Annotated in this window: 21 protein-coding genes; 12 read left to right on the top strand and 9 right to left on the bottom strand. The window is 69.5% G+C overall.

All coding sequences use genetic code 11. The features are described from left to right. Positions 1 to 89: 89 nt before the first annotated feature. Together ACFV9G_RS22340 and ACFV9G_RS22335 are read right to left on the bottom strand one after the other, a co-directional pair. Positions 90 to 704: a YceI family protein gene (locus tag ACFV9G_RS22340; RefSeq protein WP_378730010.1), complete on the bottom strand. Its 615-nt coding sequence runs from the start codon at positions 702 to 704 to the stop codon at positions 90 to 92. A 188-nt stretch (positions 705 to 892) separates the two neighbouring features. Beyond that, on the bottom strand, positions 893 to 1,024 hold the full coding sequence (locus ACFV9G_RS22335; RefSeq protein ID WP_378730008.1) for a hypothetical protein: 132 nt from the start codon (positions 1,022 to 1,024) through the stop codon (positions 893 to 895). Positions 1,025 to 1,238: 214 nt separating this feature from the next. On the opposite strand from ACFV9G_RS22335, the gene ACFV9G_RS22330 reads away from it, so the two are divergent. Genes ACFV9G_RS22330 through ACFV9G_RS22315 form a run of 4 tightly spaced genes read left to right on the top strand, consistent with a single transcriptional unit; the run spans position 1,239 to position 6,096 of the window. Continuing rightward, positions 1,239 to 1,502, top strand: a complete 264-nt coding sequence (locus tag ACFV9G_RS22330) for a hypothetical protein (protein ID WP_378730006.1) — start codon at positions 1,239 to 1,241, stop codon at positions 1,500 to 1,502. A gap of 15 nt (positions 1,503 to 1,517) precedes the next feature. Continuing rightward, complete coding sequence (gene glmS / locus ACFV9G_RS22325; RefSeq protein ID WP_378730004.1) at positions 1,518 to 3,341, top strand: glutamine--fructose-6-phosphate transaminase (isomerizing); 1,824 nt, start codon at positions 1,518 to 1,520, stop codon at positions 3,339 to 3,341. 23 nt (positions 3,342 to 3,364) lie between these two features. Beyond that, positions 3,365 to 4,177 (top strand): MOSC domain-containing protein, encoded by an 813-nt coding sequence (locus ACFV9G_RS22320; protein WP_378730002.1) that lies wholly within the window; start codon positions 3,365 to 3,367, stop codon positions 4,175 to 4,177. Between the two features lie 59 nt (positions 4,178 to 4,236). Beyond that, positions 4,237 to 6,096 (top strand): DEAD/DEAH box helicase, encoded by a 1,860-nt coding sequence (locus ACFV9G_RS22315; protein ID WP_378730000.1) that lies wholly within the window; start codon positions 4,237 to 4,239, stop codon positions 6,094 to 6,096. Positions 6,097 to 6,334: 238 nt separating this feature from the next. On the opposite strand, the gene ACFV9G_RS22310 is transcribed toward ACFV9G_RS22315, so the two are convergent. Beyond that, entirely contained in the window at positions 6,335 to 6,973 is a 639-nt protein-coding gene (locus ACFV9G_RS22310) for a permease prefix domain 1-containing protein (RefSeq protein WP_378729998.1), read from the bottom strand. Positions 6,974 to 7,077: 104 nt separating this feature from the next. Continuing rightward, on the bottom strand, positions 7,078 to 7,398 hold the full coding sequence (locus ACFV9G_RS22305) for a PadR family transcriptional regulator (RefSeq protein ID WP_378729996.1): 321 nt from the start codon (positions 7,396 to 7,398) through the stop codon (positions 7,078 to 7,080). 87 nt (positions 7,399 to 7,485) lie between these two features. Between ACFV9G_RS22305 and ACFV9G_RS22300 the strand changes: the two genes are divergently transcribed. The 3 genes from ACFV9G_RS22300 (at position 7,486) to ACFV9G_RS22290 (ending at position 12,721) form a co-directional block, all read left to right on the top strand. After that, complete coding sequence (locus tag ACFV9G_RS22300) at positions 7,486 to 9,576, top strand: MMPL family transporter (protein WP_378729994.1); 2,091 nt, start codon at positions 7,486 to 7,488, stop codon at positions 9,574 to 9,576. Positions 9,577 to 9,701: 125 nt separating this feature from the next. Then, on the top strand, positions 9,702 to 10,724 hold the full coding sequence (locus tag ACFV9G_RS22295; RefSeq protein WP_378729992.1) for an SGNH/GDSL hydrolase family protein: 1,023 nt from the start codon (positions 9,702 to 9,704) through the stop codon (positions 10,722 to 10,724). Positions 10,725 to 10,834: 110 nt separating this feature from the next. Beyond that, positions 10,835 to 12,721, top strand: a complete 1,887-nt coding sequence (locus ACFV9G_RS22290) for a penicillin-binding transpeptidase domain-containing protein (RefSeq protein ID WP_378729990.1) — start codon at positions 10,835 to 10,837, stop codon at positions 12,719 to 12,721. Between the two features lie 270 nt (positions 12,722 to 12,991). On the opposite strand, the gene ACFV9G_RS22285 is transcribed toward ACFV9G_RS22290, so the two are convergent. The 3 genes from ACFV9G_RS22285 to ACFV9G_RS22275 all read right to left on the bottom strand — a co-directional run bounded on the left by ACFV9G_RS22285 (position 12,992) and on the right by ACFV9G_RS22275 (position 15,793). After that, a complete protein-coding gene (locus ACFV9G_RS22285; RefSeq protein WP_378729988.1) occupies positions 12,992 to 14,491 on the bottom strand; it encodes a flotillin family protein in 1,500 nt (499 codons plus the stop codon). A gap of 15 nt (positions 14,492 to 14,506) precedes the next feature. Further along, positions 14,507 to 15,022: a hypothetical protein gene (locus tag ACFV9G_RS22280; RefSeq protein ID WP_378729986.1), complete on the bottom strand. Its 516-nt coding sequence runs from the start codon at positions 15,020 to 15,022 to the stop codon at positions 14,507 to 14,509. A gap of 81 nt (positions 15,023 to 15,103) precedes the next feature. Beyond that, entirely contained in the window at positions 15,104 to 15,793 is a 690-nt protein-coding gene (locus ACFV9G_RS22275) for a pirin family protein (protein WP_378729984.1), read from the bottom strand. 9 nt (positions 15,794 to 15,802) lie between these two features. Here ACFV9G_RS22275 and ACFV9G_RS22270 point away from each other — a divergent pair, with 9 nt between their 5' ends. Then, a complete protein-coding gene (locus ACFV9G_RS22270; RefSeq protein ID WP_378729982.1) occupies positions 15,803 to 17,053 on the top strand; it encodes a glycoside hydrolase family 1 protein in 1,251 nt (416 codons plus the stop codon). Positions 17,054 to 17,178: 125 nt separating this feature from the next. Continuing rightward, a complete protein-coding gene (locus tag ACFV9G_RS22265; RefSeq protein ID WP_378729979.1) occupies positions 17,179 to 18,672 on the top strand; it encodes a tannase/feruloyl esterase family alpha/beta hydrolase in 1,494 nt (497 codons plus the stop codon). 73 nt (positions 18,673 to 18,745) lie between these two features. On the opposite strand, the gene ACFV9G_RS22260 is transcribed toward ACFV9G_RS22265, so the two are convergent. Together ACFV9G_RS22260 and ACFV9G_RS22255 are read right to left on the bottom strand one after the other, a co-directional pair. Next, on the bottom strand, positions 18,746 to 19,165 hold the full coding sequence (locus ACFV9G_RS22260) for an HIT family protein (protein WP_378729977.1): 420 nt from the start codon (positions 19,163 to 19,165) through the stop codon (positions 18,746 to 18,748). A 17-nt stretch (positions 19,166 to 19,182) separates the two neighbouring features. After that, entirely contained in the window at positions 19,183 to 21,183 is a 2,001-nt protein-coding gene (locus tag ACFV9G_RS22255; protein ID WP_378729975.1) for an NADPH-dependent 2,4-dienoyl-CoA reductase, read from the bottom strand. Between the two features lie 62 nt (positions 21,184 to 21,245). Between ACFV9G_RS22255 and ACFV9G_RS22250 the strand changes: the two genes are divergently transcribed. The 3 genes from ACFV9G_RS22250 to ACFV9G_RS22240 are packed head-to-tail and all read left to right on the top strand — an operon-like array spanning position 21,246 to position 23,697. Further along, the gene (locus tag ACFV9G_RS22250) at positions 21,246 to 22,112 is read left to right on the top strand and encodes an ABC transporter substrate-binding protein (RefSeq protein WP_378729973.1); all 867 of its coding nucleotides are present in this window, start codon (positions 21,246 to 21,248) and stop codon (positions 22,110 to 22,112) included. Between the two features lie 11 nt (positions 22,113 to 22,123). Then, entirely contained in the window at positions 22,124 to 22,966 is an 843-nt protein-coding gene (locus ACFV9G_RS22245) for an amino acid ABC transporter permease (RefSeq protein ID WP_378729971.1), read from the top strand. Next, positions 22,963 to 23,697 carry an amino acid ABC transporter ATP-binding protein gene (locus ACFV9G_RS22240; RefSeq protein WP_378729969.1) on the top strand — a complete coding sequence of 245 codons (735 nt, stop codon included), beginning with the start codon at positions 22,963 to 22,965 and terminating at the stop codon, positions 23,695 to 23,697. The genes ACFV9G_RS22245 and ACFV9G_RS22240 overlap by 4 nt, the downstream gene beginning before the upstream one ends. Positions 23,698 to 23,740 lie beyond the last annotated feature (43 nt).

Raw genomic sequence — 23,740 nt, 5'->3', positions numbered from 1 at the left:
CCCTGCCCCACCCCCGATGGTGTCGCGGGGGGCCCCCGGGGACAACCCGGGGGCCCCCCGACGCATCGTGGGTCAGATCGACCTCAGGATCAGGCAGCCTCGTCGGCGTTCTTGATCGCGGAGATGTCGAACTCGAGCTTGATCTTCTCGGAGACGAGGACGCCGCCGGTCTCGAGGGCGGCGTTGAAGGAGAGGCCCCAGTCGGTGCGGTTGATCGCGACGGCACCCTCGAAGCCGACGCGGGTGTTGCCGAACGGGTCCTTGGCGGAGCCGGTCTGCTCGAACGGCACGGTGACCGACTTGGTGGTGCCCTTGATGGTCAGGTCACCGGTGATGTTCCAGGTCTCGCCGTCGAACTCGACCTCGGTCGACTCGAAGGTGATGTTGGGGTGGGTCTCGTTCTCGAAGAAGTCGCCCGAGAGCAGGTGACCGTCGCGGTCGGCGTTGCCGGTGTCGACCGAGTCAGCCTTGATCGTCAGCGAGACCTTGGACTTGGCCGGCTCGGCGGTGTCGATCGCCGCGGTGCCATCGAACTCCTTGAACGAGCCGCGGACGGTGGTCACCATCGCGTGGCGGGCCGAGAAGCCCAGACGGGTGTGGGCGATGTCGAGGGTGTAGTCACCGGCGATGTCGTCGATGGCGGCGGTCGGGGTGTCGAACTCGGTCGCGGCGGGGGCCGTGTCCTTCTTGCTGAAAATGCCCATGTTGGGTTTGCTCCTGGAAGAATTGGTTGAAACTGCAAGCATCATAACGGGGGAATCTCGCCCAATGTTCCCGCTCTCGTGGGCTTTCTGACGTCGGGCGGGGAAATTGGTTGCAGTGACAACGCTATCCCTAAACGCACGAGGCCCGCTCCCTTGTCGGGGGCGGGCCTCGGAAACGTTGAGCGGTCTCAGGCAGCGTGACGCGTGGTCGCGGGCGCACTGACTTCGACCCAGCGGGCCTCCATGTGCTTACGGCCGCGGCGGTCGACGACGGGGAGCCAGCGGAGCTCGAGCTTGCTGGTCACTTTATTTCCGTTCATCAGACACCTCCTGTTCACCTTGTGTTCACCTAAGGTACCGCACCCCCACTCCGATGTCCAAGTAGTCCGCCAGATGAGGCGTGGTGCCCCACTTCGGGGCCCCGAGGCGGGCGATGTGGGTGTGTCGTGCCCCACTTGGGGCGAAAAGAGAAGTTCTGCCCGAAATCGGGCAGAAATTTGAACGATGTCCCGTGGGTGGCTCACAGTTGGTGGCGTGAAGGCCGAGCGAGCGCTGATCGACCACCTGGTCGCCACCACCGGGCTCCGGCCCGCGGAGGCGGCGCGCGTGATCGAGGACGTGGTGGCGTACTTCGACGAACCGGTCGAGACCTACGTACGCCGCCGGCATGCACAGCTGAAGACCTACGGCGCGAAGAACGACGCGATCTTCGCGCAGCTCGCCGAGGAGCTTCGGGCGCGGGTCGTTGCCGCGCCGCAGCTGACCGAACGCCAGCTGCGACGGCTCATCTACGGATAAGGACGGACAGGACACATGTGCGGAATCGTTGGCTACATCGGGCCCCAGCAGGCTGCCGGCCTGCTCACCGAGGGACTGGCCCGGCTCGAGCACCGGGGCTATGACTCGGCGGGCGTGGCCGTGCTGGGCAGCAGGCTCCAGGTCGTGAAGAAGGCCGGGCGCGTACGCGATCTGGTCGATGCGCTGCCGAAGCGGTTCGCCGGCAAGGTCGGCATCGGCCACACCCGGTGGGCCACCCATGGTCCGGCCAACGACACCAACGCCCACCCGCACGCCTCCGCCGATGGCCGGGTCGCCGTCGTCCACAACGGCATCGTCGACAACGCGGCCTCGCTGCGGGAGCGGCTCACCGAGGCGGGTGTCGAGCTGGTCAGCGACACCGACACCGAGGTCTTCGCCCACCTCATCGGATCGTCGACCGCGGACACCCTGGAGGGGAAGGTCGTCGACGCGCTCTCGCAGGTCGAGGGCACCTGGGGCCTCGCCGTCGTGCACGCCGACTTCCCCGACCGCATGGTCGTCGCCCGCAACGGCTCGCCGCTGATCGTCGGCGTCGGCGACGGGGAGATGTACGTCGCCTCGGACCTGGCCGCGGTCGTACGCCACACCACCACCGTCGCCCACCTCGACGACGGCGAGCTCGCGACCATCACCGCGACGGGGTTCACGACCTTCCGCCAGGACCTGACCACGACCACGACGACGGCTCGCGAGGTCGACGTGGACCCGTCGGCGTACGAGTACGGCGAGCTCGCCGACGAGCCGCGGATGTTCACCGAGATCCTCGAGCAGCCGTCCTCGGTCGAGCGGGCGCTCCGCGGGCGGCTCGACGAGCGGTTCGGCACGGCCCACCTCGGCGGGCTCAACCTCGACCCGCGCGAGCTGCGCGCGATCCGCCGGGTGAAGATCCTCGGCTGCGGATCCGCCTACTACGTCGGCCAGATGGGCGCCGGGCTGATCGAGGAGCTGGCCCGGGTCCCCGCCGACGCCGAGGCGGCCTCGGAGTTCCGCTACCGCAACCCGATCATCGAGCCCGACACGCTCTACGTAGCGGTGTCGCAGTCCGGCGAGACCATCGACACGCTGCTCGCGGTCCAGGAGATCAAGCGCAAGGGCGGACGGGTGCTCGGCGTCGTCAACGTCGTCGGCTCGGCGATCGCGCGCGCGGTCGACGGCGGCATCTACCTGCACGCCGGCCCGGAGATCGCGGTCGCCTCGACCAAGGCGCTCACCAACATGTACGTCGCGTTCTCGCTCCTGGCGCTCCAGCTGGGCCGCGTGCGTGACCTCTCGATCGCCGACGGGAAGCGGCTCATCGCCGGTCTGCAGGCGCTGCCGACCCAGATCGAGGAGATCCTCAAGAGCGAGTCCCACCTCGAGGAGGTCGCGGCGCGCCTGGCCGAGACCGAGTCGATGTTCTTCGTCGGTCGCGTACGCGGCTACCCGGTCGCTCGGGAAGGCGCGCAGAAGCTGAAGGAGATCTCCTACCGGCACGCGGAGGCCTATCAGACCTCCGAGCTCAAGCACGGTCCGCTCGCGCTGATCTCAGAGTCCGTGCCGACCGTGGCGATCGTGCCCCAGGACGAGCTCACGGACCGCAACGTCGCAGCCCTCCACGAGATCAGTGCCCGTCGCGGGCCGCTGGTCGTCGTCACCCACCCCGATGTCGACCTCGGCGAGCTCGACGCGCTGCGCGTGGACGTACCGAAGAACGAGGTCGAGCTCGACCCGATCCTGCTGACCATCCCGCTCCAGCTGATCGCCTTCCACGCCGCCAAGGCCCTCGGCCACGACGTCGACAAGCCCCGGAACCTCGCTAAATCGGTCACGGTCGAGTAGCGGTGTCCGCTTCAATGGGGCCCATGCGCCTGGCAGGGATCAACATCCATCCGGTGAAGTCGACGGCGATCCGCCCGGTCGAGGAGGCGTACGTCGGCAGGGCCGGGATCGTGGGGGACCGCGAGTGGATGGTCGTCGACGGCAGCGGCAAGCTGGTGACGGCTCGTGAGGTGCGGGAGCTGTTCAAGGTCGTGGCGGAGACTCCCTCGACCGGCGGCCCGGCAGGTGCGGACCTGCTGCTGAAGTTCCCCGAGATGGACCCGCTGGAGGTGGCGGTGCCCCCGCGGGAGACGCCGGCCGCCGGCGTACGTTTCTTCGGGAAGCCGCTCACGGCACAGGCCGTCGGGGAGCCTGCCGACGCGTGGCTGAGGAAGGCGCTCGGCCGCGACGACCTGAGGCTGATGTGGTGTGCCGACCCGACGAAGCGGCCGATGAACCCGGACAAGTATCGGCCCGGCGAGTTCGCCGCGTTCCACGACTCCTCTCCGGTGTCGCTGATCACCGACGCCTCGGCCGACCAGATCGACGCATGGGCCGAGGGCGAGGTCCCCGCCCAGCGCTTCCGTGCCAACCTGCTGATCGAGGGCTCCCCGGAGGCGTTCGCCGAGGACGGCTGGAGCGAGGTCGCGATCGGTGGCGCTCGGTTCCGGGTCGCCGCCCCGATCGACAGGTGCGTGATGACGACCATCGACGCCGACACTCTGGAGTCGGGCAAGGACCCGCTCCGGGCTCTCGCCCAGCATCGCCGCTGGGACGGCAAGGTCTGGGCTGCGGTGCATCTCGCCGTCGCCCATCCGGGTGAGATCGCGGTGGGTGACGAGGTCTTCGTCTCCTGAGTGACGGGGGCCACCGCGTCGAGGAATGCTGAGATCGTGCTATAAGGGCCTACCGTTGGATGGTGAGCACCGACGCTGATTCTGCCGTATCCACCACTCCCGCGCCCGACGAGCCGAGCGCGCCCAGCGGTGGGTCCAGCGTCGAGGCTGAGCAGGGTCCGACCTTCGACTCACTCGGCCTGTCCGCCGGTGTCCTCGAGGCCGTGAAGGCGCTCGGCTACGAGACGCCGAGCGCGATCCAGGCCGCGACCATCCCCTCGCTGCTCGAGGGCCGCGACGTCGTCGGCCTCGCGCAGACCGGCACCGGTAAGACCGCCGCGTTCGCGCTGCCGGTGCTCTCCAACCTCGACGTCTACCAGAACGCGCCGCAGGCCCTGGTGCTCGCGCCGACGCGCGAGCTGGCCCTGCAGGTGTGCGAGGCGTTCGAGCGTTACGCGTCCAACCTCGACGGCGTACGCATCCTGCCGGTCTACGGCGGGCAGGGCTACGGCCCCCAGCTGACCGCGCTGCGTCGTGGTGTCCACGTCGTCGTCGGCACCCCCGGCCGAATCATGGACCACCTGGAGAAGGGCACCCTCGACCTCTCCCAGCTGCGCTTCCTGGTGCTCGACGAGGCCGACGAGATGCTCAACATGGGCTTCGCGGAGGACGTCGAGACCATCCTCGCCGACACCCCCGAGGACAAGCAGGTCGCGCTCTTCTCGGCGACGATGCCCGCGCAGATCCGTCGGCTGTCGAAGAAGTACCTTCGCGATGCGAAGGAGATCTCGGTCAAGGCGAAGACCCAGACCGCCGCCAACATCACCCAGCGCTACCTGATGGTGTCCTACCCCCAGAAGGTCGACGCGCTCACCCGCATCCTCGAGGTCGAGAACTTCGAGGGCATGATCGTCTTCACGCGCACCAAGTCCGAGACCGAGTCGCTGGCCGAGAAGCTGCGCGCGCGTGGCTTCGCCGCGACCGCGATCAACGGCGACATCGCCCAGGCCCAGCGCGAGAAGACCGTCAACCAGCTCAAGGACGGCTCGCTGGACATCCTGGTCGCGACCGACGTCGCGGCTCGTGGTCTCGACGTCGAGCGGATCTCGCACGTGGTCAACTACGACCTGCCGACCGATGTCGAGGCGTACGTCCACCGCATCGGCCGCACCGGCCGCGCCGGCCGCACCGGCGACGCGATCTCGTTCGTCACCCCGCGTGAGCGGTGGCTGCTGCGCGCGATCGAGAAGCACACCAAGGCATCGCCGACCCAGATGCAGCTGCCCTCGGTCGACGAGGTCAACGCGACCCGCCTCTCCCGCTTCGACGACGGCATCACCGCCGCGCTCCAGGAGGGCGAGAAGATCGAGTTCTTCCGCGACGTGGTGCGTCACTACGTCGAGGAGCACGACGTCCCCGAGGTCGACGTCGCCGCCGCCCTGGCCGCGGTGCTCCACGGCGAGGAGCCGCTGCTCCTCGAGCCCGAGCCCGAGAAGCCTGCCTACGAGGACCGGCGCGGGCGTCGCGACCGCGACGACCGCGGCAGCGACCGTGGCCCCCGCCGCGAGACGAGCACCTCGCGTCAGAGCGGGCAGCCGCTGGCCACCTACAAGATCCAGGTCGGCAAGCGTCACCGCGTCGAGCCGCGCCAGATCGTCGGCGCCATCGCCAACGAGGGTGGCCTGCGCCGCGCCGACTTCGGCAACATCTCCATCCGCAACGACTTCTCGCTCGTCGAGCTCCCCGCGGACTTGGCTCCCGAGACCTGGAAGGCGCTCGAGTCGACCCGCATCTCCGGCAAGCTCATCGAGCTCTCCGAGGACTCCGGCGGTGCCCCCGTGCGTCGCTCGGGCGGCCGGTTCGACAAGGGTGGCCGTCCGGGCAGCTCCGACTTCGGCGATCGCCCCCGCAAGCCGCGGCAGAAGCGCAAGTTCGACTGATCCGAGACGTCGCCCGCGTCGGTCGAAGCGTCACTCGCGTCGGCCGACCTGTCACGTCGTGACGCCTCGTCCGACCGGGGTGACGTCTCGTCCGACCGGGGTGACGTCTCGTCCGACCGGGGTGACGTCTCGTCCGACCGGGGTGACGTCTCGTCCGACCGGGGTGACGTCTCGCTCGACCTGGGTGACGCTTCGCTCGACCGGAGTGACGCCTCGGGCGACGGGGGTGACCTCTCGGCTAGCAGGCGGCGAGGGTGCGTTGGGCGGAGAGGGCGACCAGGGCGAACGGCGCGGCCATGAAGGCGAGCGCGCTGAGTGCCAGGAACACGGTGAGGCCGCCGGTCAGGGCCAGCATGGTGAAGCCGATGACCGGCACGATCACGGCCGTGGCCAGGGACCAGGCGGCGGTCAGCCGGGCCGTACGGCGCCCGATCCGGAGCCAACGCTGACCGATCGCGGTCACCGCCAGGGCGATGACCGCGCCGAGGGCGCCTGCTGTGCCGACGTACCCGATGACGAGGTCGAGGACGTGGAAGAGGCCGCTGTCGGGAGCGGCTGAGTGGGCGCTCGCGCCGAGGTCGATCCCGCCGTCCCACAGGACGGCCTGGGGGATCATGACGAGGACGAGCAGGAGCGCCGTACGTCGGGCGGCGCCGATCGCGACGGTGTCCCGGAAGCCGGGCGCGATCTCGTCGACGGAGCCGAAGTCGCGCAGGGCGAGCGCCTCGGCCTCGGTGGGCGTGTAGCCCGCGGCGGTGTAGGCGTCGGTCGCGTCCTCGAGATGGTCGCCGGCCTCGCGCAGGAGGTCGCGTCGGGTCCAGCTCGGGCCGGGGATCGCGGCGCGCAGGTCCGCAAGGTAGACGTCGACGGCGCTCATAGGCTCATCTTTTGCGCTCAGCGGTCTCGGCCACATCAGGGAACTCCCTGAAAGGGCGACCACAAGTGCCGACTCGGCCGACCGGAGTGACGTCTCGGCGGGGGTCAGGCTTCGCCGAGTACGCCCGAGACGACCTTGGCGAAGGTTCTCCACTCCTGGCGGTGGGCGGCAAGGGCGCTGCGGCCGGCGGAGGAGAGCTCGTAGGTGCGGCGCTTGCGGCCGCTGACCTCGGACCATGAGCTGTCGAGGTAGCCCGCCTTCTCCAGCCGACGCAGCGCGGGGTAGATGGTGCCGGTGGGAAGGTCGAGCTCGCCACCGCTGCGGGCGCTCAGGGCCTCGATGATCGCGTAGCCGTGGAGGGGCTGCTTCTCGACGACGGCCAGGATCAGCGAGTCGAGGTGGCCACGGAGGGCGTCGGCTTTCATGTAGACAGCCTACACAGCAGGCCGTACATTGTCTCCATACATGTCGTCTGGCTACCTATAGCCAGGCGACGTACGACAGGAGACATGATGACCATCCAGACGACGACCAGACCCAGTCCGCTGCGGCGGCTGGCGTCCTTCTCCCAACGCCATCATTGGACCGCACTGCTGCTGTGGGTGGTCGTCCTCGTCGGCGTGACCGCGGCGGCGCAGAGCATCGGCGACGACTACCGCAACTCCTTCGACATCCCGGGCACCCAGTCGCAGGAGATGGCCGAGCTGCAGGCGAGGCACGGCGGATCGCGCGGCGACGAGGTGCGCGCGGTCATCCATGACGAGCGCGGCTGGAACACCGACCAGCAGGCCGTCGACCAGCTGCTCGCGGACCTCGCCGAGGTCCCTCATGTCGAGACCGTCGAGGCGGCGGATCCGCAGCGCGGGTCGGTGAGCGAGGACGGTACGACCGCGCTGGTCACCGTCGTGATGGATGCCGAGGCCGGCGAGCTCCCCGTGAGCGCCTATGAGCCCTTCCTCGAGCTGGCGAACGAGACGTCGACCGACGACCTCCAGGTCGAGATGGCCGGCGACTCGATGCGTGAGGTGAACGAGGGCGAGGGCGGCAGCTCCGAGGGGATGGGCATGCTCGCCGCGCTGGTGATCATGCTGTTCATGTTCGGCTCGTTCCTGGCGGCGAGCCTGCCGCTGATCACCGCGATCTTCGCGGTCGGCACGACCTTCGGCGTGGTCACGCTGCTCTCGCACCTGACGACGATCCCGGACTACACCGCGCCGATGCTGATGATCGTCGGGCTCGGAGTGGGCATCGACTACGCGCTGCTGGTCTTCTCGCGCTACCGCAGCGAGCTGCTCGGCGGAGCCACCCGCGAGGACGCCACCTCGACCGCGATCGACACCGCCGGTCGCTCGGTCCTCTTCGCCGGCGTGAGCGTGATCCTCGCTCTCTGTGGCCTCTACGTGCTGCAGCTGACCTCGATCCAGGGGATCGTGCTCGGCGTCGCGCTCACGGTTCTGATGACCATGATCGCCGCGGTCACCCTGCTCCCGTCGCTGCTGACCCTGTTCGGCAAGCGGCTCGAGAGGTCCGTACGCCGCCACGCCGCCCGATCCCGCCGCGAGCCCGGCCAGCGCTGGCGCGCCTGGGCCGACCGCGTGCAGCGGCACCCGTGGGTCGCGCTGGTCGTCTCGCTGGTCGTCCTCGGCGCCCTCGCCGCCCCGGTCCTCAGCCTCCAGCTCGGCTTCGCCGACGCCGGCAACGACGACCCCTCCTCGACCACGCGGAAGGCGTACGACCTGGTCAGCGACAAGTTCGGCCCCGGTGCCAACGGCCCGCTCATCGTCATGACCGAGGGCTCCCAGGAGGAAGCGGTGGCGGCGTACGAGGAGCTCCAGGCGTACGCCGGCGTCGCCGCCGTGACGCCGCCGCAACCGTCGGAGGACGGTGCGGTGTTCACCTCCGTCGCCTTCCCGGAGACCGGCCCGCAGGACGCCGAGACCACCGAGCTGGTCAAGGATCTCCGGGAGGATCTCGGCGACGACGTCCTCGTCGGCGGATCGACCGCGGCGCTGATCGACTACTCCGACGCGGTCGGGAAGAAGCTGCCGCTCTTCATCGGGCTCGTCGTCGGGCTGTCCGCGCTGCTGCTGATGTGCGTCTTCCGGTCCGTCGCGGTGGCGATCAAGGCGGCGATCCTCAACCTCCTCTCGATCGGCGCCTCGATGGGCGCGATGACATACGTCTTCCAGGAGGGGCTGCTCGGGGTCGAGCCCGGTCCGATCGAGGCGTTCCTGCCGGTGATGACCTTCGCGATCGTCTTCGGGCTCTCGATGGACTACGAGGTCTTCCTGATCTCGCGGATGCGCGAGGAGTGGCTGCGCAGCGGCGATGCCCAGGAGGCGGTCCGGGAGGGGCTGGCGCACACGGGCGGCGTCATCACCGCCGCCGCCGCCATCATGGTCGTGGTCTTCGGTGCCTTCTGGTTCAGCCCGGACCGGATGCTGCAGGAGATGGGCTTCGTGATGGCGGTCGCGGTGCTGCTCGACGCGGTCGTGGTGCGGTGCCTCGTCGTGCCCGCGGTGATGCGGCTGCTCGGCCCCGGCGCCTGGTGGCTGCCGCGGTGGCTCGACCGGCTCCTGCCGCGCCTGCAGAACGTCGGATGAACTCAGGTAAGCGGGTTCCGGACAGTTACTAGGACGTAAAACTAATTTCCTGCGGGGGAGCGCAAGGGCGCGTACAACCGTAGAGAAGGGCCGCCCCCAGCGGTCCCCGGCTTTCGGGAGTTGCCATGAACGGTTTCACCTTCCGCCTGTCCACAGTCCGCCTCGCGGTCTCCCTCACCTCCATCGCCCTTCTCGGTGCCGGCCTCGCCGTCGCCCCCGGCTCCCCAGCCTCAGCGGCTGGGGAGCCTTACGTCGCCCTGGGTGACTCCTACTCCTCAGGAGTCGGCACCCGTACCTACATCAACGACGGCAGCAACTGCATGCGCTCGACCCTGGCGTACCCGAGCCTGGTCGCCGCGGCGAAGAGCTACAGCCTCAACTTCCGCGCCTGCTCGGGTGCGGTCGTCGCCGACGTCACCAACAGCCAGCTCAGCGCGCTGTCGAGCTCGACCCGCTACGTGACCATCTCGGTCGGTGGCAACGACGCCGGTTTCGTCGACGTGATCACCGAGTGCGCTCTCCCCGCCTGGGCGAGCGACTGCGCCGGAGCGGTCGCGGGTGCGCAGAACTACATCCGCAACACGCTCCCGGCCAGCCTCGGGACGCTCTACTCGAGGATCCGGTCGGCCGCTCCCAGCGCGAAGGTGGTGGTCGTGGGCTATCCGAAGCTGTTCATGGGCGAGGACTGCAACGCCCTCACCTGGTTCAGCCCGCAGGACGAGGCGATCCTCAACGACACCGCGGTGCTCCTCAACAACACCACGGCCGCCCGGGCGAGCGCCGCCGGCTTCAGCTACGTCAACCCGATCAGCCGGTTCACCGGACACGCGGTCTGTGACAACCCCGAGTGGGTCAACGGGCTCTCCAACCCGATCGCGGAGTCCTATCACGCCAACACCGCCGGCCATCGTGACGGCTACACCCCGCTGGTGAGCTCGCCGCTCACCGGCGCCGCGGTCACCGCGACCCCGGCCGTGGTCACCGCGGCCGAGGCGACCGGTCCCGCACAGGCCGCCAAGCAGAGGAAGTACGCCGCCCTCGACCGCCACATCGAGCCGAAGGTGTTCCAGCCGCCGACCCGTGAGCGTCTGGAGAAGCTCGCCGACCAGCACGGCGTCGACCTGGACGCCTGGCTGGCGACGCACTGACCGGATGGGTTGTGAAGCCGAGCGTGGCCTACTGGTCACCCTCGGCTTCACAACCTCCGCGTTGGAAGGGTGTAACCCAATCTTGGGGGCAAGGCTGATAGAACCGTTCCATGCGAGTCTCCCGGGGCATAGCGGCCCTTGCTGTTGCCCTACCGCTGCTTGCCGCCTGTGGCGGGGACAAGGAGCCGGGTCCGAGCACGTCGGCCCTGACCGCCGCGCTGGAGACCGGCACGTTCACGAAGGTCGACTTCGTGGCGAAGACCGATCCCGCTGCCGTCGCCGCCGAATACAGCGATCTGACAGGCAACCTGTTCGGGAAGCTCGGCGCGCCCGACGTGTCCGCGACCAAGCCGGTCTTCTCCGGCCACGGCACCGACAGTGCGAAGACGACGCTCACCTGGGCGTGGGGGCTGCCGGGCGGCCGGTGGACCTACGAGTCGGAGGTCGAGCTCCGTAAGACCGATGACACGTGGGAGTTCGTCTGGGAGCCGACGGTCGTCGCCCCGACGCTCGCCGAAGGACGCAGCCTCCACGTCGAGACCGTCCAGCAGCAGCGCGGCGAGATCCTGAGCACGTCCGGAGCGACCCTGGTCGCGGACCGGCCGGTCGTCACGGTCGGCATCGACAAGACCCTGATCGACCCGGTGGCGGCTCCCGCAGCCGCTCGCGACGTCGCCGCGGTCGTCGGCATCAACCCGAAGCGCTACGCCAAGCGCGTCAAGGCTGCCGGTGACAAGGCGTTCGTCGAGGCGCTCTCGATCCGCAAGCCGATGATGACGAAGGCCAAGACCGCGAAGATCGCCAAGATCAAGGGCGCCGCGATGCTCAACCGGACCCTCCCGCTCGGCCCGACCAAGGAGTTCGCCTCGCCGGTCGTCGGCATCGTCGGTGAGGTCACGGCGGAGATGATGAAGAAGAAGCCCGGCACCTTCCTTCCGGGTGATCTCGCCGGGCTCTCCGGTTTGCAGGCGCGCTATGACGAGCAGCTGCGGGGGAAGCCCGGGCTGCGCGTCGCGGTGCTCGGTGACGAGGGTGAGGTGCTCAAGAGGCTCTACAGCACCGACCCGATCGACGGGAAGTCGCTGACCGTCACTCTCGACGCGCGGCTCCAGAAGAGCGCCGAGAAGATCCTGAAGCGAGTCAAGCCCGAGAGTGCCCTGGTCGCGATCCGGCCCAGCGACGGTGCCGTGCTGGTCGCCGCCAACGGCGAGGACAACAAGATGAACCTGGCCACCTACGGCCAGGCGGCGCCGGGCTCGACCTTCAAGGCCGCGACCACGCTGGCCCTGCTGCGCAAGGGGCTCAACGCACAGAGCCAGGTCAAGTGCCCCGCCAAGGCCACCGTCGACGGCAAGACCTTCAAGAACGACTCCTGGTACCCGAAGTCGGCCCTCGGCGAGATCACCCTCGCCCACGCCGTCGCCGAGTCCTGCAACACCGCCATGGTCGGTGTGGCCGGCGAGGTCGGCCACGCGGAGATCGCCTCCGCCGCCGCCTCGCTGGGCTTCGGGATCGACCGCGACGCCGGCTTCACCTCCTACTTCGGACAGATCCCCGAGCCCGCGGGCGAGACCGAGCACGCCGCCGACCTGATCGGCCAGGGCAAGGTGCTCGCCTCACCGCTCGCGATGGCCACGGTCATCGGCTCCATCCAGGCCGGTCACACCGTGGTCCCGACCCTCGTCGAGGGCCAAGTCGCCAAGCCGTCGGGCGTGGAGCCGCTCGCCGCCGACGAGGCCGAGCAGCTGCGTACGATCTTCCGGGGTGTGGTCACCGACGGCACCGGCAGCGGCCTGACCGACGTGCCGGGCAAGCCGGTGATCGCCAAGACCGGCACGGCCGAGTTCGACCGCAACGGCAAGCGCCTCACGCACACCTGGATGATCGCTGCGCAGGGTGACCTGGCCGTGGCCGTCTACGTCGACGAGGGCGAGAACGGCGCCGCCACCTCGGGCCCGCTCGTCGAGGCCTTCCTCCGGATGGCCAACGAGCGCTAGTGCGCCACTAGAGACCGGCAAATAAGATGTGGCCCGGCCGTGAGGCCGGGCCACATTCAGTTTCCCTCGGTGCTTCTCTACCGACGGGGGGAACAGTAGAGAAGCTCAAGGGGCGAGCCTGGCGGCCTTTCGGCCGCGAGGCCCGGTCGAGGCTTGGAGTGCTCCCTCCCTACGTCGACGTGGATACATAACCAGACTTGTTCCTGGCTGTCACGTTTATGTCCGTTTTCTACAGGATTGGTGACAGGGTGTTAGTAACGTGTGGATCGGTCACTGTCCGGCCGGGATCTCCGTGCCGTTCGCCGAGGTCGAGTCGACGGCCTTGCGGAGCATCCCGCCGAGGTCGACACCGGTCGTGGTCTTGAGCATGTTGAGGGTCTGGACGACGTTGTCGTTGACCTGCTTCGGGATGGCGCCGGCCCCCTCGGTGGAGAGCACGGTGAGGTTGTCGATGGCGCTGATCGGCGCCGCGACCTCCCTGGCGACCTGGGGCAGGACCTCGATGAGCATCTGCAGCACGGCGGCGTCGTTGTAGGACGCGAACGCCGCGGCGCGCTTGTCCATCGCCTCGGCCTCGGCGTGACCGACGGCCAGGGTGGCGGCAGCGCTCGCCTCACCCTCGGCTCGGGTCGCCTCGGCGCCGGCCAGACGCAGCGACTTCTGCGCGTCACCGCGCTTGGCGCCCTCGATGGCCTCGGCCTCGGCCAGCGCGGCACGGCGGGCCTTCTCGGCCTCACCGGAGAGGCGGGCCTGCTCGGCGTCGGCCTCGGCCGCGGCGATGGTGGAGGCCTTGCGGGCCTCCGCGGCGGCGATCTCCGAGTTGCGGCGGCCCTCCGCCTCCTGCTCGACGCGGTAGCGCTCGGCGTCGGCGGGCTTGCGCACCTGCGTCTCGAGCTGTCGCTCGGTCAGTGCCGCCTGGCGTACGGCGACCTTCTCCTGCTCGGTGAGGATGGCCTGGTCGCGGTCGGCCTGGGCCAGCGGGCCGGAGGCGGCGGCGTTGGCGGCGGCGGCGTCGGTCTCGGCCTTGATCTCGGCCTGCTTCAGCGCCAGGGCGCGCTGGGCGATCGCGATCTCCTCCTCGGCCTTGATCCGGGCCTGCTCGGCGGCGCGGCGGGACTCGGCCTCGGCGATCGAGGCGGCCTGCGTGATGCGGGCGGCCTCGGGGCGGCCGAGGTTGGCGAGGTAGGAGCCGTCGTCGGTGACGTCCTGGATCTGGAAGGTGTCCAGGATCAGGCCCTGGCCGGTGAGGGACGACTCGGACTCGTCGGCCACCCGCTGGGCGAACGCGGCCCGGTCACGGATGATCTGCTCGACGGTCAGGCCACCGACGATCGAGCGGAGCGCACCGGCGAGCACCTCCTGCGTGAAGGGCTCGATCTCCTCCTGCTGGGAGAGGAACCGCTGCGCGGACAGCCGGATCTGGTCGGCGTTGCCGCCGACCTTCACGATCGCGACACCGTCGAGGTTGAGCTTGATGCCCTGCCCGGAGACCGCCCCGCGGATCTGCACGGAGATCCGCCGCGAGGAGAGGTCCATGGTCGCCAGCTTCTGCACGAACGGGACCACGAAGACGCCCCCGCCGAGCACGACCTTCTGGCCGGACAGGTCCGTGGTGAGCTGTCCTGTCTCGGGGTTGAGGACCGCCTTGCCCTTGCGGCCGGTGACGATGAAGGCGTGGTTGGGACCGGCGACCTTGTAGCGGCTGGTGACCAGCAGCAGAAGCAGGATGAGAAGTACGACAAGGCCGGCGATCGGCACCAGCAATTCCATGGGGACCCCTTCAGGTCAGGAGGTGATCTCGCGCCAGGTCGGCGCGACGGTGACTGCCGTCGGTGAGAGGACTCCGGTGATGTGCACGGCGGTGCCGGGCGTGATCGCATCCTCGGTGTCGGGAGCCTTGGCGTTGTAGGTCACCGTGTGGCCCCCGAGGGCGACCCGCACCACGCCGAACCCGTCCGCCGGGATCGCGGTGATCACGGCAGCGTCCAGACCGACGGCGGCTTCCCCCGAGGGCGCCGCGTCGGTGTTCTCCTCCTTCAGCAGCCGGGTCAGCCACAGCGCGAACCAGGCGAAGAGGGCTCCGCCCACGGCACCGATCCCGATAGCCGGAATCGTGCCGAGAGGGCCGACGGCGAGCGCGCCGCCGAACCCGAAGGCAGACACGAATCCGCCGATCGCGGCGGTCGAGAACCAGTCGGCATCGAGCGCGCCGCCGAGGAAGCCGTCGAGGAGGTCGCCGATCACCAGCGACACCAGCAGGAGGCCAAGCCCGACGGCTCCGATGATCAGGAACGTCGTCACACCAAACCTTTCGAGCAGAGTCTCCACACTGAGCAGCAGTCTGGTGCGGACTTTATCCGTCGGGCCTCGGGCTTGTCCGCCCTATTCGAAGGTCCAGAGAAGAAGCTCCGTCGGTACGCCCGCAGCCACCGTGAACTCCGGCGGCAGATCGTCGCCGGCGGTGACCTCGAAGGCGTCGCCGGCGGTGAGCGGCTCGGCCAGCCCGCTGCGCAGCAGAGCGCCGGAAGCGACGTGGAGATGACGGAGACGCCCGCCCGGGAGGGTGATCTCGGCGGGGCCGTCGGTGCCGACGCGAGCGACCTGGAGCGTCCCCTGATCCAGACGGACCGCTTCGGTCCATTCGCCCTCGATCGCGGCGACGTCGTGGACGGCGTACGCCGGCGTGCCGGTGCTGCCCGCGATCCAGACCTGGATGAACCGGGTGCCGGCGGCCGAGGCGAACTCGGAGTGGTCGACACCGTCACCCGTGGTGAAGACACCGACCTGGCCGGGGGCGACGGTCCCGGTGGCCCCGGTCGAGTCGGTGTGGGTCACCTCGCCCGACAGCGGCCAGGTCACGATCGTGACCCCGGCATGGTGATGGGTGTCGAACCCCTCACCGTTGCGCAGCAGGTGCTCGTCGTAGGTCACGATCGGACCGAAGCCGATGCGGTCGGGGTCGTAGTGGGGGCCGAATGAGTAGGTGTGCCAGGTTATTTTTCCTGGCCGGAGGCCGGGTGGACGTTCCGTGAATCGGGCGTTTCCTCGGCGGATCTGGGCAGTCACAGTCATGATTGTGCCGTGGCGTTTCCCAAGTTCCCGACTGGCTTCGTGTTCGGCACTGCAGACGCCACCCGGCCGGGGGGCGAGCAGGATGTTGCGCTGCTTCAACGCCTCGGTGCTCCGGGATACCGGTTCGCGGTCTCCTGGCGTGAGCTTCAGCCGGGTGGGCGCGGTGCCTTCGATCCCGATGCCCGCGCTCGTTACGACCGCCTGGTCGACGAGCTGCTCGAGGCCGGTCTGCGCCCGTCGGCCACGCTCTACGCCGGCGAGCTGCCGGAGCCGCTGGCCGCCGATGGCGGCTGGCTCAACCGCGCCACCGTCGATGCGTTCGGCGATTACGCCGAGACGGTCGCTGACCTGATCGGCGACCGGATTCCGGAGTGGGTGCCGGTCCAGGATCCCAACGTGGCCGGCTACCTCGGCTACGGACTCGGCACGATCGCGCCCGGGCGCCGCGCGGGCTGGGGAGTGGTCGCGGCGATGCACCACCTCCTCCTTGCCCACGGCCGCGGCGTCCAGGTGCTGCGCGCCGCCGGTGTCGAGTCGGTCGGGTGTGCCAACCACCACGAGCCGATCTGGCCGCTCTCGGAGGATCCCGCCGATGTCGGCGCGGCCAAGCTCATCGACCTGGCCTGGAACGCGGTGCCTCTCGAGGCGATGCTGATGGGCCGCTATCCCCGTGACATCGCCGGTCTCGCCGACGAGGTCACGATGCCGGGCGACATGGCCGTGATCCGTTCGCCCCTCGACTTCTACGGGGTCAACTTCTTCGCGCCGCAACGCATCGGCGCCTCCGCCGAGGGCGACGACATCCCGTTCCGGATGGTGCCGCTCGTCGGCTACCCCGCCACCGACACCGGCTGGGGCGTGGTGCCCACCGCCCTGCGGGAGTGGCTGATCATCACCCGATCCCGCTATCGCGCCGCGATGCCGCCGATCGTGGTGACCGAGTGCGGTGCTGCGTACGACGCTCCGATGGTCGACGGCGAGGTCGACGACCAGGCCCGGATCGACTACCTCGAGGCGCACCTGGAGGCGGTCTCGGCCGCGATCGAGCGCGGTGTCGACGTACGCGGCTTCTACGCCTACACCCTGCTCGACCGAGACGGCTGGGAGGCGCCGTTCACCGGGAAGGACTGGGAGGACGGCGTGGGCGGGAAATACGGCCTGGTGCACGTCGACGCCGCCGGGGTGCGTACGCCGAAGCGGTCCTTCGGGTGGTACGCCGAGATGGTCGCGGCGCACGCCGAGGGAGCCCCGACCGGCTAGGTCCGATCCCTCGCCAGGTATGCCACCAGGGGGTCGGCCAGGGTGTCTCCCTGGCGTCGGACCGGGGTGTTGCCCGGGAGTGTTCCTCGTGCGGCCCGCGCGGGCCGCACGAGGAGGAGAACGACATGAAGAAGATCCTGGTCGCCGCGGTCCCGTTGGTCGCTGCGCTCACCTTCGCCGTGCAGCCGGCGTACGCAGGCATCCATCACGACCGGCCCTCGACGGGCACCACGACCACGATCGGCTCCGACGCAGCAGCGCCGGAGTGCGTCGTCCCGGACGTCTCCGCGCCCAAGGGTGCCCGGGTCGTCGACGTCACGGCGGTCGCCGAGCCAGGCGGCACGCTGGAGTTCCCGCCGCTGTTCGGGCAGGCCGAGCCGCCCCCGCCGGTGACCGGGGTGCCGGCGTTCTGCCAGGTCCAGGTCACGCTGACGCACGGCCGTGCCGGTGACCGCGAGCTGATCGAGGTGTGGTTGCCGACGACCGGATGGACCGGCCGCTTCCAGGCGCTCGGCGGCAGCGGCTACCTCGCCGGCGGCTTCGGCCCCGAGCAGGCGAACGCGATCAAGGCCGGCTACGCGGTCGGCACCACGGACGCCGGTGCGACCCCGACCACCGGGTACACCCCCGACTGGGCGCTGACCGCCGACGGCGAGGTGAACCGGACGGTGCTGGAGAACTTCGCCGAGCGCGGCCCGCACGAGCTGGCCGTCGTCGGCAAGGCGGTCACGCGCGCCCACTACCGCCGCGCGGCGTCGTACTCGTACTGGAACGGCTGCTCGACCGGCGGCCGCCAGGGCTACATGGAGGCGCAGCGTCATCCTGGGGACTTCGACGGGGTCCTCGCCAACGCACCGGCGATCTCCTGGGACCGCTTCGCCGTGGCCGATCTCTGGCCGATCGTGGTGCAGAACGAGCTGGACGACCACCTGACGAAGTGTGAGTTCGACGCCTTCACCGCCGCGGCCGTCGCCGCCTGCGACGGCCCGGAGATCGACGGTGTCATCGAGGACCCGTTCGCCTGCGACTTCGACCCGAAGAGCATCGTCGGACGGACCGTTCTCTGCGACGGCGAGCAGCTCACCCTCACGGCCACCGACGCCGAGGTCGTCGACCGGATCTGGGACGGCCCGCGCTCCTCGACCGGGAAGCGGCTCTGGTACGGCCTGGCCAAGGGTGCCGACCTCAGTGCGATCGGCACCTACCCCTTCCCGGTGTCGACCGGCTGGATCGCCAGCCTGCTGAAGCAGGACCCGGCCTATGACCTCACCACGATCACCCAGGCCGACTTCGAGGACTACCTCGAGCAGTCGGTGGAGCAGTACCACGACGTCATCGCCAGCGACGACGCCGACCTGTCCGGCTTCCGTCGTGCCGGTGGCAAGATGCTGACCTGGCACGGCCTGGCCGACCAGCTCGTCCCCGTCGGCGGCTCGATCCGCTACCACGACGAGGTCGAGAAGCGCTTCGGTCGCCGGGCGACCAGCGACTTCTACCGGCTCTTCCTCGTGCCCGGCGCCGCCCACTGCGGTCCGGGTGCGGCCCCGGCACCCGCGGACCCGCTGGGGGCGCTGGTGAGCTGGGTGGAGGAGGGCAAGGCCCCGCGCAGCCTGTCCTGAGCTGACTCATGATCGCGGAGTGGCGGTGCGCACCTGGCGCATCGCCACTCCGCAGTCGCTCCCGGCAGCGCCGCTAGAAGGCGAGCTTCTCGCCGATCGCCCGGATCGCGTCCAGGTCACCCGGCTTCGGCACCCAGGGGAGCGTGAGCGAGTCCTTGGTCTTGTCGGTGTAGCGCGGGATCACGTGGAAGTGCAGGTGGAACACTGTCTGCCACGCGGCCGGCCCGCAGTTGTTGAGTACGTTGACCCCGTCCGCCTGCAGCACGTCGACCGCCCGCTTCGCGACCGCCTGGGCGGTCTTCGCGGTGGCGGCGTAGACCGCCGGGTCGGCCTCGAGGACGTCCTTGGTGTGCGTCTTCGGCACCACCACCGTGTGGCCCTCGGCCGCCGGGGCGATGTCGGCGAAGGCGTACGTCTCGTCGTCCTCGTAGACCTTCGTCGAGGGGATGTTGCCCGCGACGATGTTGCAGAACAGGCAGTCCGGATCGCTCATGTCTTGAGGCTATCGGGTCACAGCCCGGCGGCGACCTCGGTTCCCTGCTTGATCGCGCGCTTGGCGTCGAGCTCGGCAGCGACGTCGGCGCCACCGATCAGGTGCCAGTGCTCGCGCTCGGTCCACAGGTCGCGCACCGACTCCTGGCCCGCGCAGAGGATGACGTGATCGACGTCGAGCGTGCGGGGATCGCCGTCGACGGCGTAGTGGAGGGTGACCGAGTCGTCGCCGGCCTCGATCTTGTCGTACGTCGCGCCCCGGACCTGCTTGACGCCGTCCTGCTTCAGGTGGGCGCGGTGGGCCCAGCCAGAGGTCTTGCCGAGGCCGATGCCGATCGGGGTGGCCTTCCGCTGCAGCAGGGTCACCTGGCGAGCCGGTGCCTCCAGGACCGGCCTGGTCAGACCGCCGCGGAAGGTCGCCGGGTCACCGACGCCCCACCGGGCCTTCCACTCCTCGAGGGTCTCGGGCTGGTGGGTCAGCCACGCGGACACGTCGACGCCGATGCCGCCGGCACCGATCACCGCGACGCGACGTCCCGGGACGACCCGACCGGCGAGCACATCGGCGTACGTCACGACCCGCTCGTCCTCGGAGCCGGCGATCTGCGGGAGCCGCGGCGTGACGCCGGTGGAGACGATGACGTGGTCGAAAGGCTCCAGGTCGGCGGTGGTGGCCTCGGTGTCGAGACGTACCTCGACGCCCAGCACCTCGAGACGGCGGGTGAAGTAGCGCAGCGTGTCCTTGAAGTCCTCCTTGCCGGGCACCGCCATCGCGAGCCGGAACTGGCCTCCGACCTGCGAGGACTTCTCGAACAGGGTCACCGCGAAGCCGCGCTCGGCGGCCGAGGTGGCGGCGGCGAGGCCGGCCGGTCCGGCGCCGACGACGGCCACCTTCTGCTTGAGCTTGGTCGGCCTGAGCACCAGGGTGGTCTCGCGCGCGGCGCGCGGGTTGACCAGGCAGGAGGCGGCCTTGTTGGCGAAGGCGTGGTCCAGGCAGGCCTGGTTGCAGGCGATGCAGGTGTTGATCTCGTCGGTGCGGCCCTCGGCGGTCTTCTTGGCGAACTCGGGGTCGGCCAGCAGCGGGCGGGCCATCGAGACCAGGTCGGCCTTGCCCTCGGCGATCGCACCGTCGGCGAGCTCGGGGGTGTTGATCCGGTTGGAGGCGCAGACCGGGATGTCCACCTCGGCCTTCAGTCGTGCGGTCATGTCCAGCCAAGCGCCGCGCGGGACCTGGGTGATGATGGTGGGCACCCGCGCCTCGTGCCAGCCGATGCCGGTGTTGAAGACCGAGACGCCGGCGTCCTGGAGCGCGTAGGCGAGCTCGATCGTCTCCTCCCAGGTCTGGCCGTCCTCGACCAGGTCGAGGATCGAGAGCCGGAAGATGATCGGGAAGTCGTCGCCGACCAGCTCGCGGCTCCGGCGGACGATCTCGACCGGGAACCGCATCCGGTTGGTCGAGGTGCCGCCCCAGCGGTCCTCACGCTGGTTGGTCCGCTCGGCGAGGAACTGGTTGATCAGGTAGCCCTCGGACCCCATGATCTCGACCGCGTCGTAGCCGGCCTTCTTCGCCAGCGAGACGCTCTTGGCGAAGTCGGTCACGGTCGCGTCGACAGCCTTGTCGGAGAGGGCCGCGGGCTTGAACGGGTTGATCGGCGCCTGGACTGCCGAGGCGCTGACCGAGAACGGCGTGTACGCGTAGCGACCCGCGTGCAGCACCTGCATCGCGATCGCGCCGCCCTCCTCGTGCACCGCGCCGGTGACCCGGCGGTGCTGGGCAGCGTGCAGCCGGGAGCTCATCTCGCTCGCGAACGGCTTGAGCCAGCCGCGCTTGTTGGGCGCGTAGCCGCCGGTGATGATCAGCCCGGTGCCTCCGCGTGCCCGCTCGGCGAAGTAGGCGGCCAGCTTCGGGATGTCCCACGCGTGGTCCTCGAGGCCGGTGTGCATCGACCCCATCACCACCCGGTTGCGCAGCGAGAGCGACCCGATGGTGATCGGTGAGAGCAGGGATTCGTACGCCATGGACGTATGCTACTCACGAGTAATAAGAAGCGGCTAGTGCCCGTACCATCTACGATTCCGGCATGTTGCATCAGCCTGGGCGCACTCGCCTTACTGCCATTCTCGCTCCGCTGGCTCTCGCCGCCGCACTGACCGCCTGCGGGAGCGAGGCAGAGGACAGTGCCGATGGCGGCGCGCCCGCCTCGTGCGAGGCCGCGGACCTGCCGCTGAAGCAGGACGGCAAGCTGACCATCGGCACCGACTCCCCGGCGTACGAGCCGTGGTTCTCCGAGGACGACCCGAGCAACGGCAAGGGCTTCGAGTCGGCGGTCGCCTATGCCGTCGCCGATCAGCTCGGGTTCGCGAAGGACGAGGTCGTCTGGGTCAAGCAGGCGTTCAACACCTCCTACACGCCGGGCGAGAAGAAGTTCGACTTCGACATCAACCAGATCTCGATCACGCCCGAGCGGGCGGGCGTCGTCGACTTCTCGCAGGGCTACTACACGGCCTCGCAGGCGGTCGTGACGATGGAGAAGGATGCGGCCAAGGCCGCCTCGCTCGAGGACCTGAAGGGTCTCAAGCTCGGCGCCCAGACCGCGACCACGTCGCTCACCGCGATCCGCGAGGACGTGCAGCCGAGCACGGACCCGCTGGTCTTCGACACCAGCGACCAGGCCAAGCAGGCGCTCCTCAACGGTCAGGTCGACGCGCTCGTCTTCGACCTGCCGACCGCGTTCTACATCACCGCCGCGGAGATCGAGGGCAGCACGATCACCGGGCAGTTCGAGAGCAGCCAGAAGCCGGAGGAGTTCGGCCTGCTGACCGAGAAGGACAGCGGTCTGGTGCCGTGCCTCGACGAGGCGCTGACCGCGCTCGAGGAGGACGGCACCCTCGCCGCGCTCGAGAAGGAGTGGCTCTCCGACGTCGTCTCCGTGCCCGTCCTGCAATGAGCCAGTCTGACATGACGGCTTGGGTGCCCAGTGAGCGAGAGCTCGAGAGACGGGCTGTACGCCGCCGGCTGAGGCTCCAGCAGGTCGTCATCGCCACGGTGGTGACCGTCGTGGTGGCGCTCGGCGTCGTGCTCCTGGTCATCTCCTCGCCGGGCTGGGATCGGTTCCGGGACTACTTCCTGAGCTGGTCGCACGCCCGCGACTCGTTCGAGGCGATTGCGGAGGGGTTCTGGATCAACATCCGGATCTTCCTGGTCGCCGAACCGTGCGTACTCGTCCTCGGTGCGCTCGTGGCCATCGCCCGCCAGACGACCTCCCCGTGGCTGGCACCGCTGCGGCTCCTGGCCACCGGCTACACAGACCTGTTCCGTGGGGTGCCGTCGATCATGGTCGTGGTCATCTGCGGCATCGGCATCCCGGCTCTGGGGCTGTCCGGGGTGACCAGCTCGCTGTTCTGGCTGACCACCTTCGCCCTCGTGCTCTGCTACGGGGCCTATGTCGCCGAGGTCTTCCGCGCCGGCATCCTGGCCATCCATCCCACCCAGGTTGCCTCGGCCGAGGCGCTCGCGCTGACCCGGGCCCAGACCATGCGCTTCGTGGTCCTCCCGCAGGCCGTACGCCGCGTCGTACCGCCGTTGATGAACGATCTCGTCTCGCTGCAGAAGGACACCGCGCTGATCTCGGCGGTGGGTGTCTTCGAGGCGCTCCGGGCCGCCCAGGACTACCAGGGCTACAACTTCAACGGCACGCCGTTGCTAGTGGCTGCCGCGTACTTCCTCCTCGTCGCGGTGCCGCTCACCCGGCTCACCGACTGGCTGATGCGGCGACAGATCGAGAAGGAGCAGGGCAGATGACGGCGCTGCTGGAGGCCAAGGCCCTGCGCAAGGCCTATCGCGGGAAGGTCGTCCTGGACGACCTGGATCTGTCCGTCGCCGAGCACGACGTGGTCTGCCTGATCGGTGCGTCGGGGTCGGGGAAGTCGACCCTGCTGCGCTGCCTGAACCTGCTCGAGACGATCGATGACGGGGTCATCAGGTTCGACGGCCGGGAGATCTCCGATCCGCTGGTGGACCCGCGCTCGGTGCGTCGCGAGATCGGGATGGTCTTCCAGGCCTACAACCTCTTCCCGCATCTCTCCGTGCTCGACAACTGCACGCTGGCGCAGGTGCGGGTGCACGGTGTTCGACCTGGTGACGCCGCGGATCGAGCCCGGGAGCTGCTGGCCCGGTTCGGGCTGGCCGACAAGGCCGACGCCCACCCCGACGCCCTCTCCGGAGGTCAGCAGCAGCGGGTCGCGCTGGTGCGGGCGATGTGCACACGGCCGCGGCTGCTGCTCCTCGACGAGATCACCGCAGCCCTCGACCCCGAGCTCGTCGGGGAGGTGTTGGAGATCGTCCGGGCCGAGGCTGCCGCCGGCACCACCCTGGTCCTCGCCACCCATGAGATGTCCTTCGCCCGCGAGGTCGCCACCAAGGTCTGCTTCCTGGATGGCGGACGCGTGCTGGAGCAGGGGCCGCCGGAGCAGCTCTTCGGCGATCCTGTCGAGGAGCGCACCCGCGCCTTCCTCGCCCGCGTCCGGCAGTGAATTGTGGAAGCAGGGTGGTGGATTTCCACAGGGTTTTCCACAA

It is taken from the genome of Nocardioides sp. NPDC059952 (genome assembly GCF_042730435.1).
In the GTDB taxonomy this organism is placed as follows: Bacteria; Actinomycetota; Actinomycetes; order Propionibacteriales; family Nocardioidaceae; genus Nocardioides.
The sequence above is the reverse complement of the archived record's forward strand: the minus strand, read 5'-3'. Positions and strand labels throughout refer to the sequence as shown.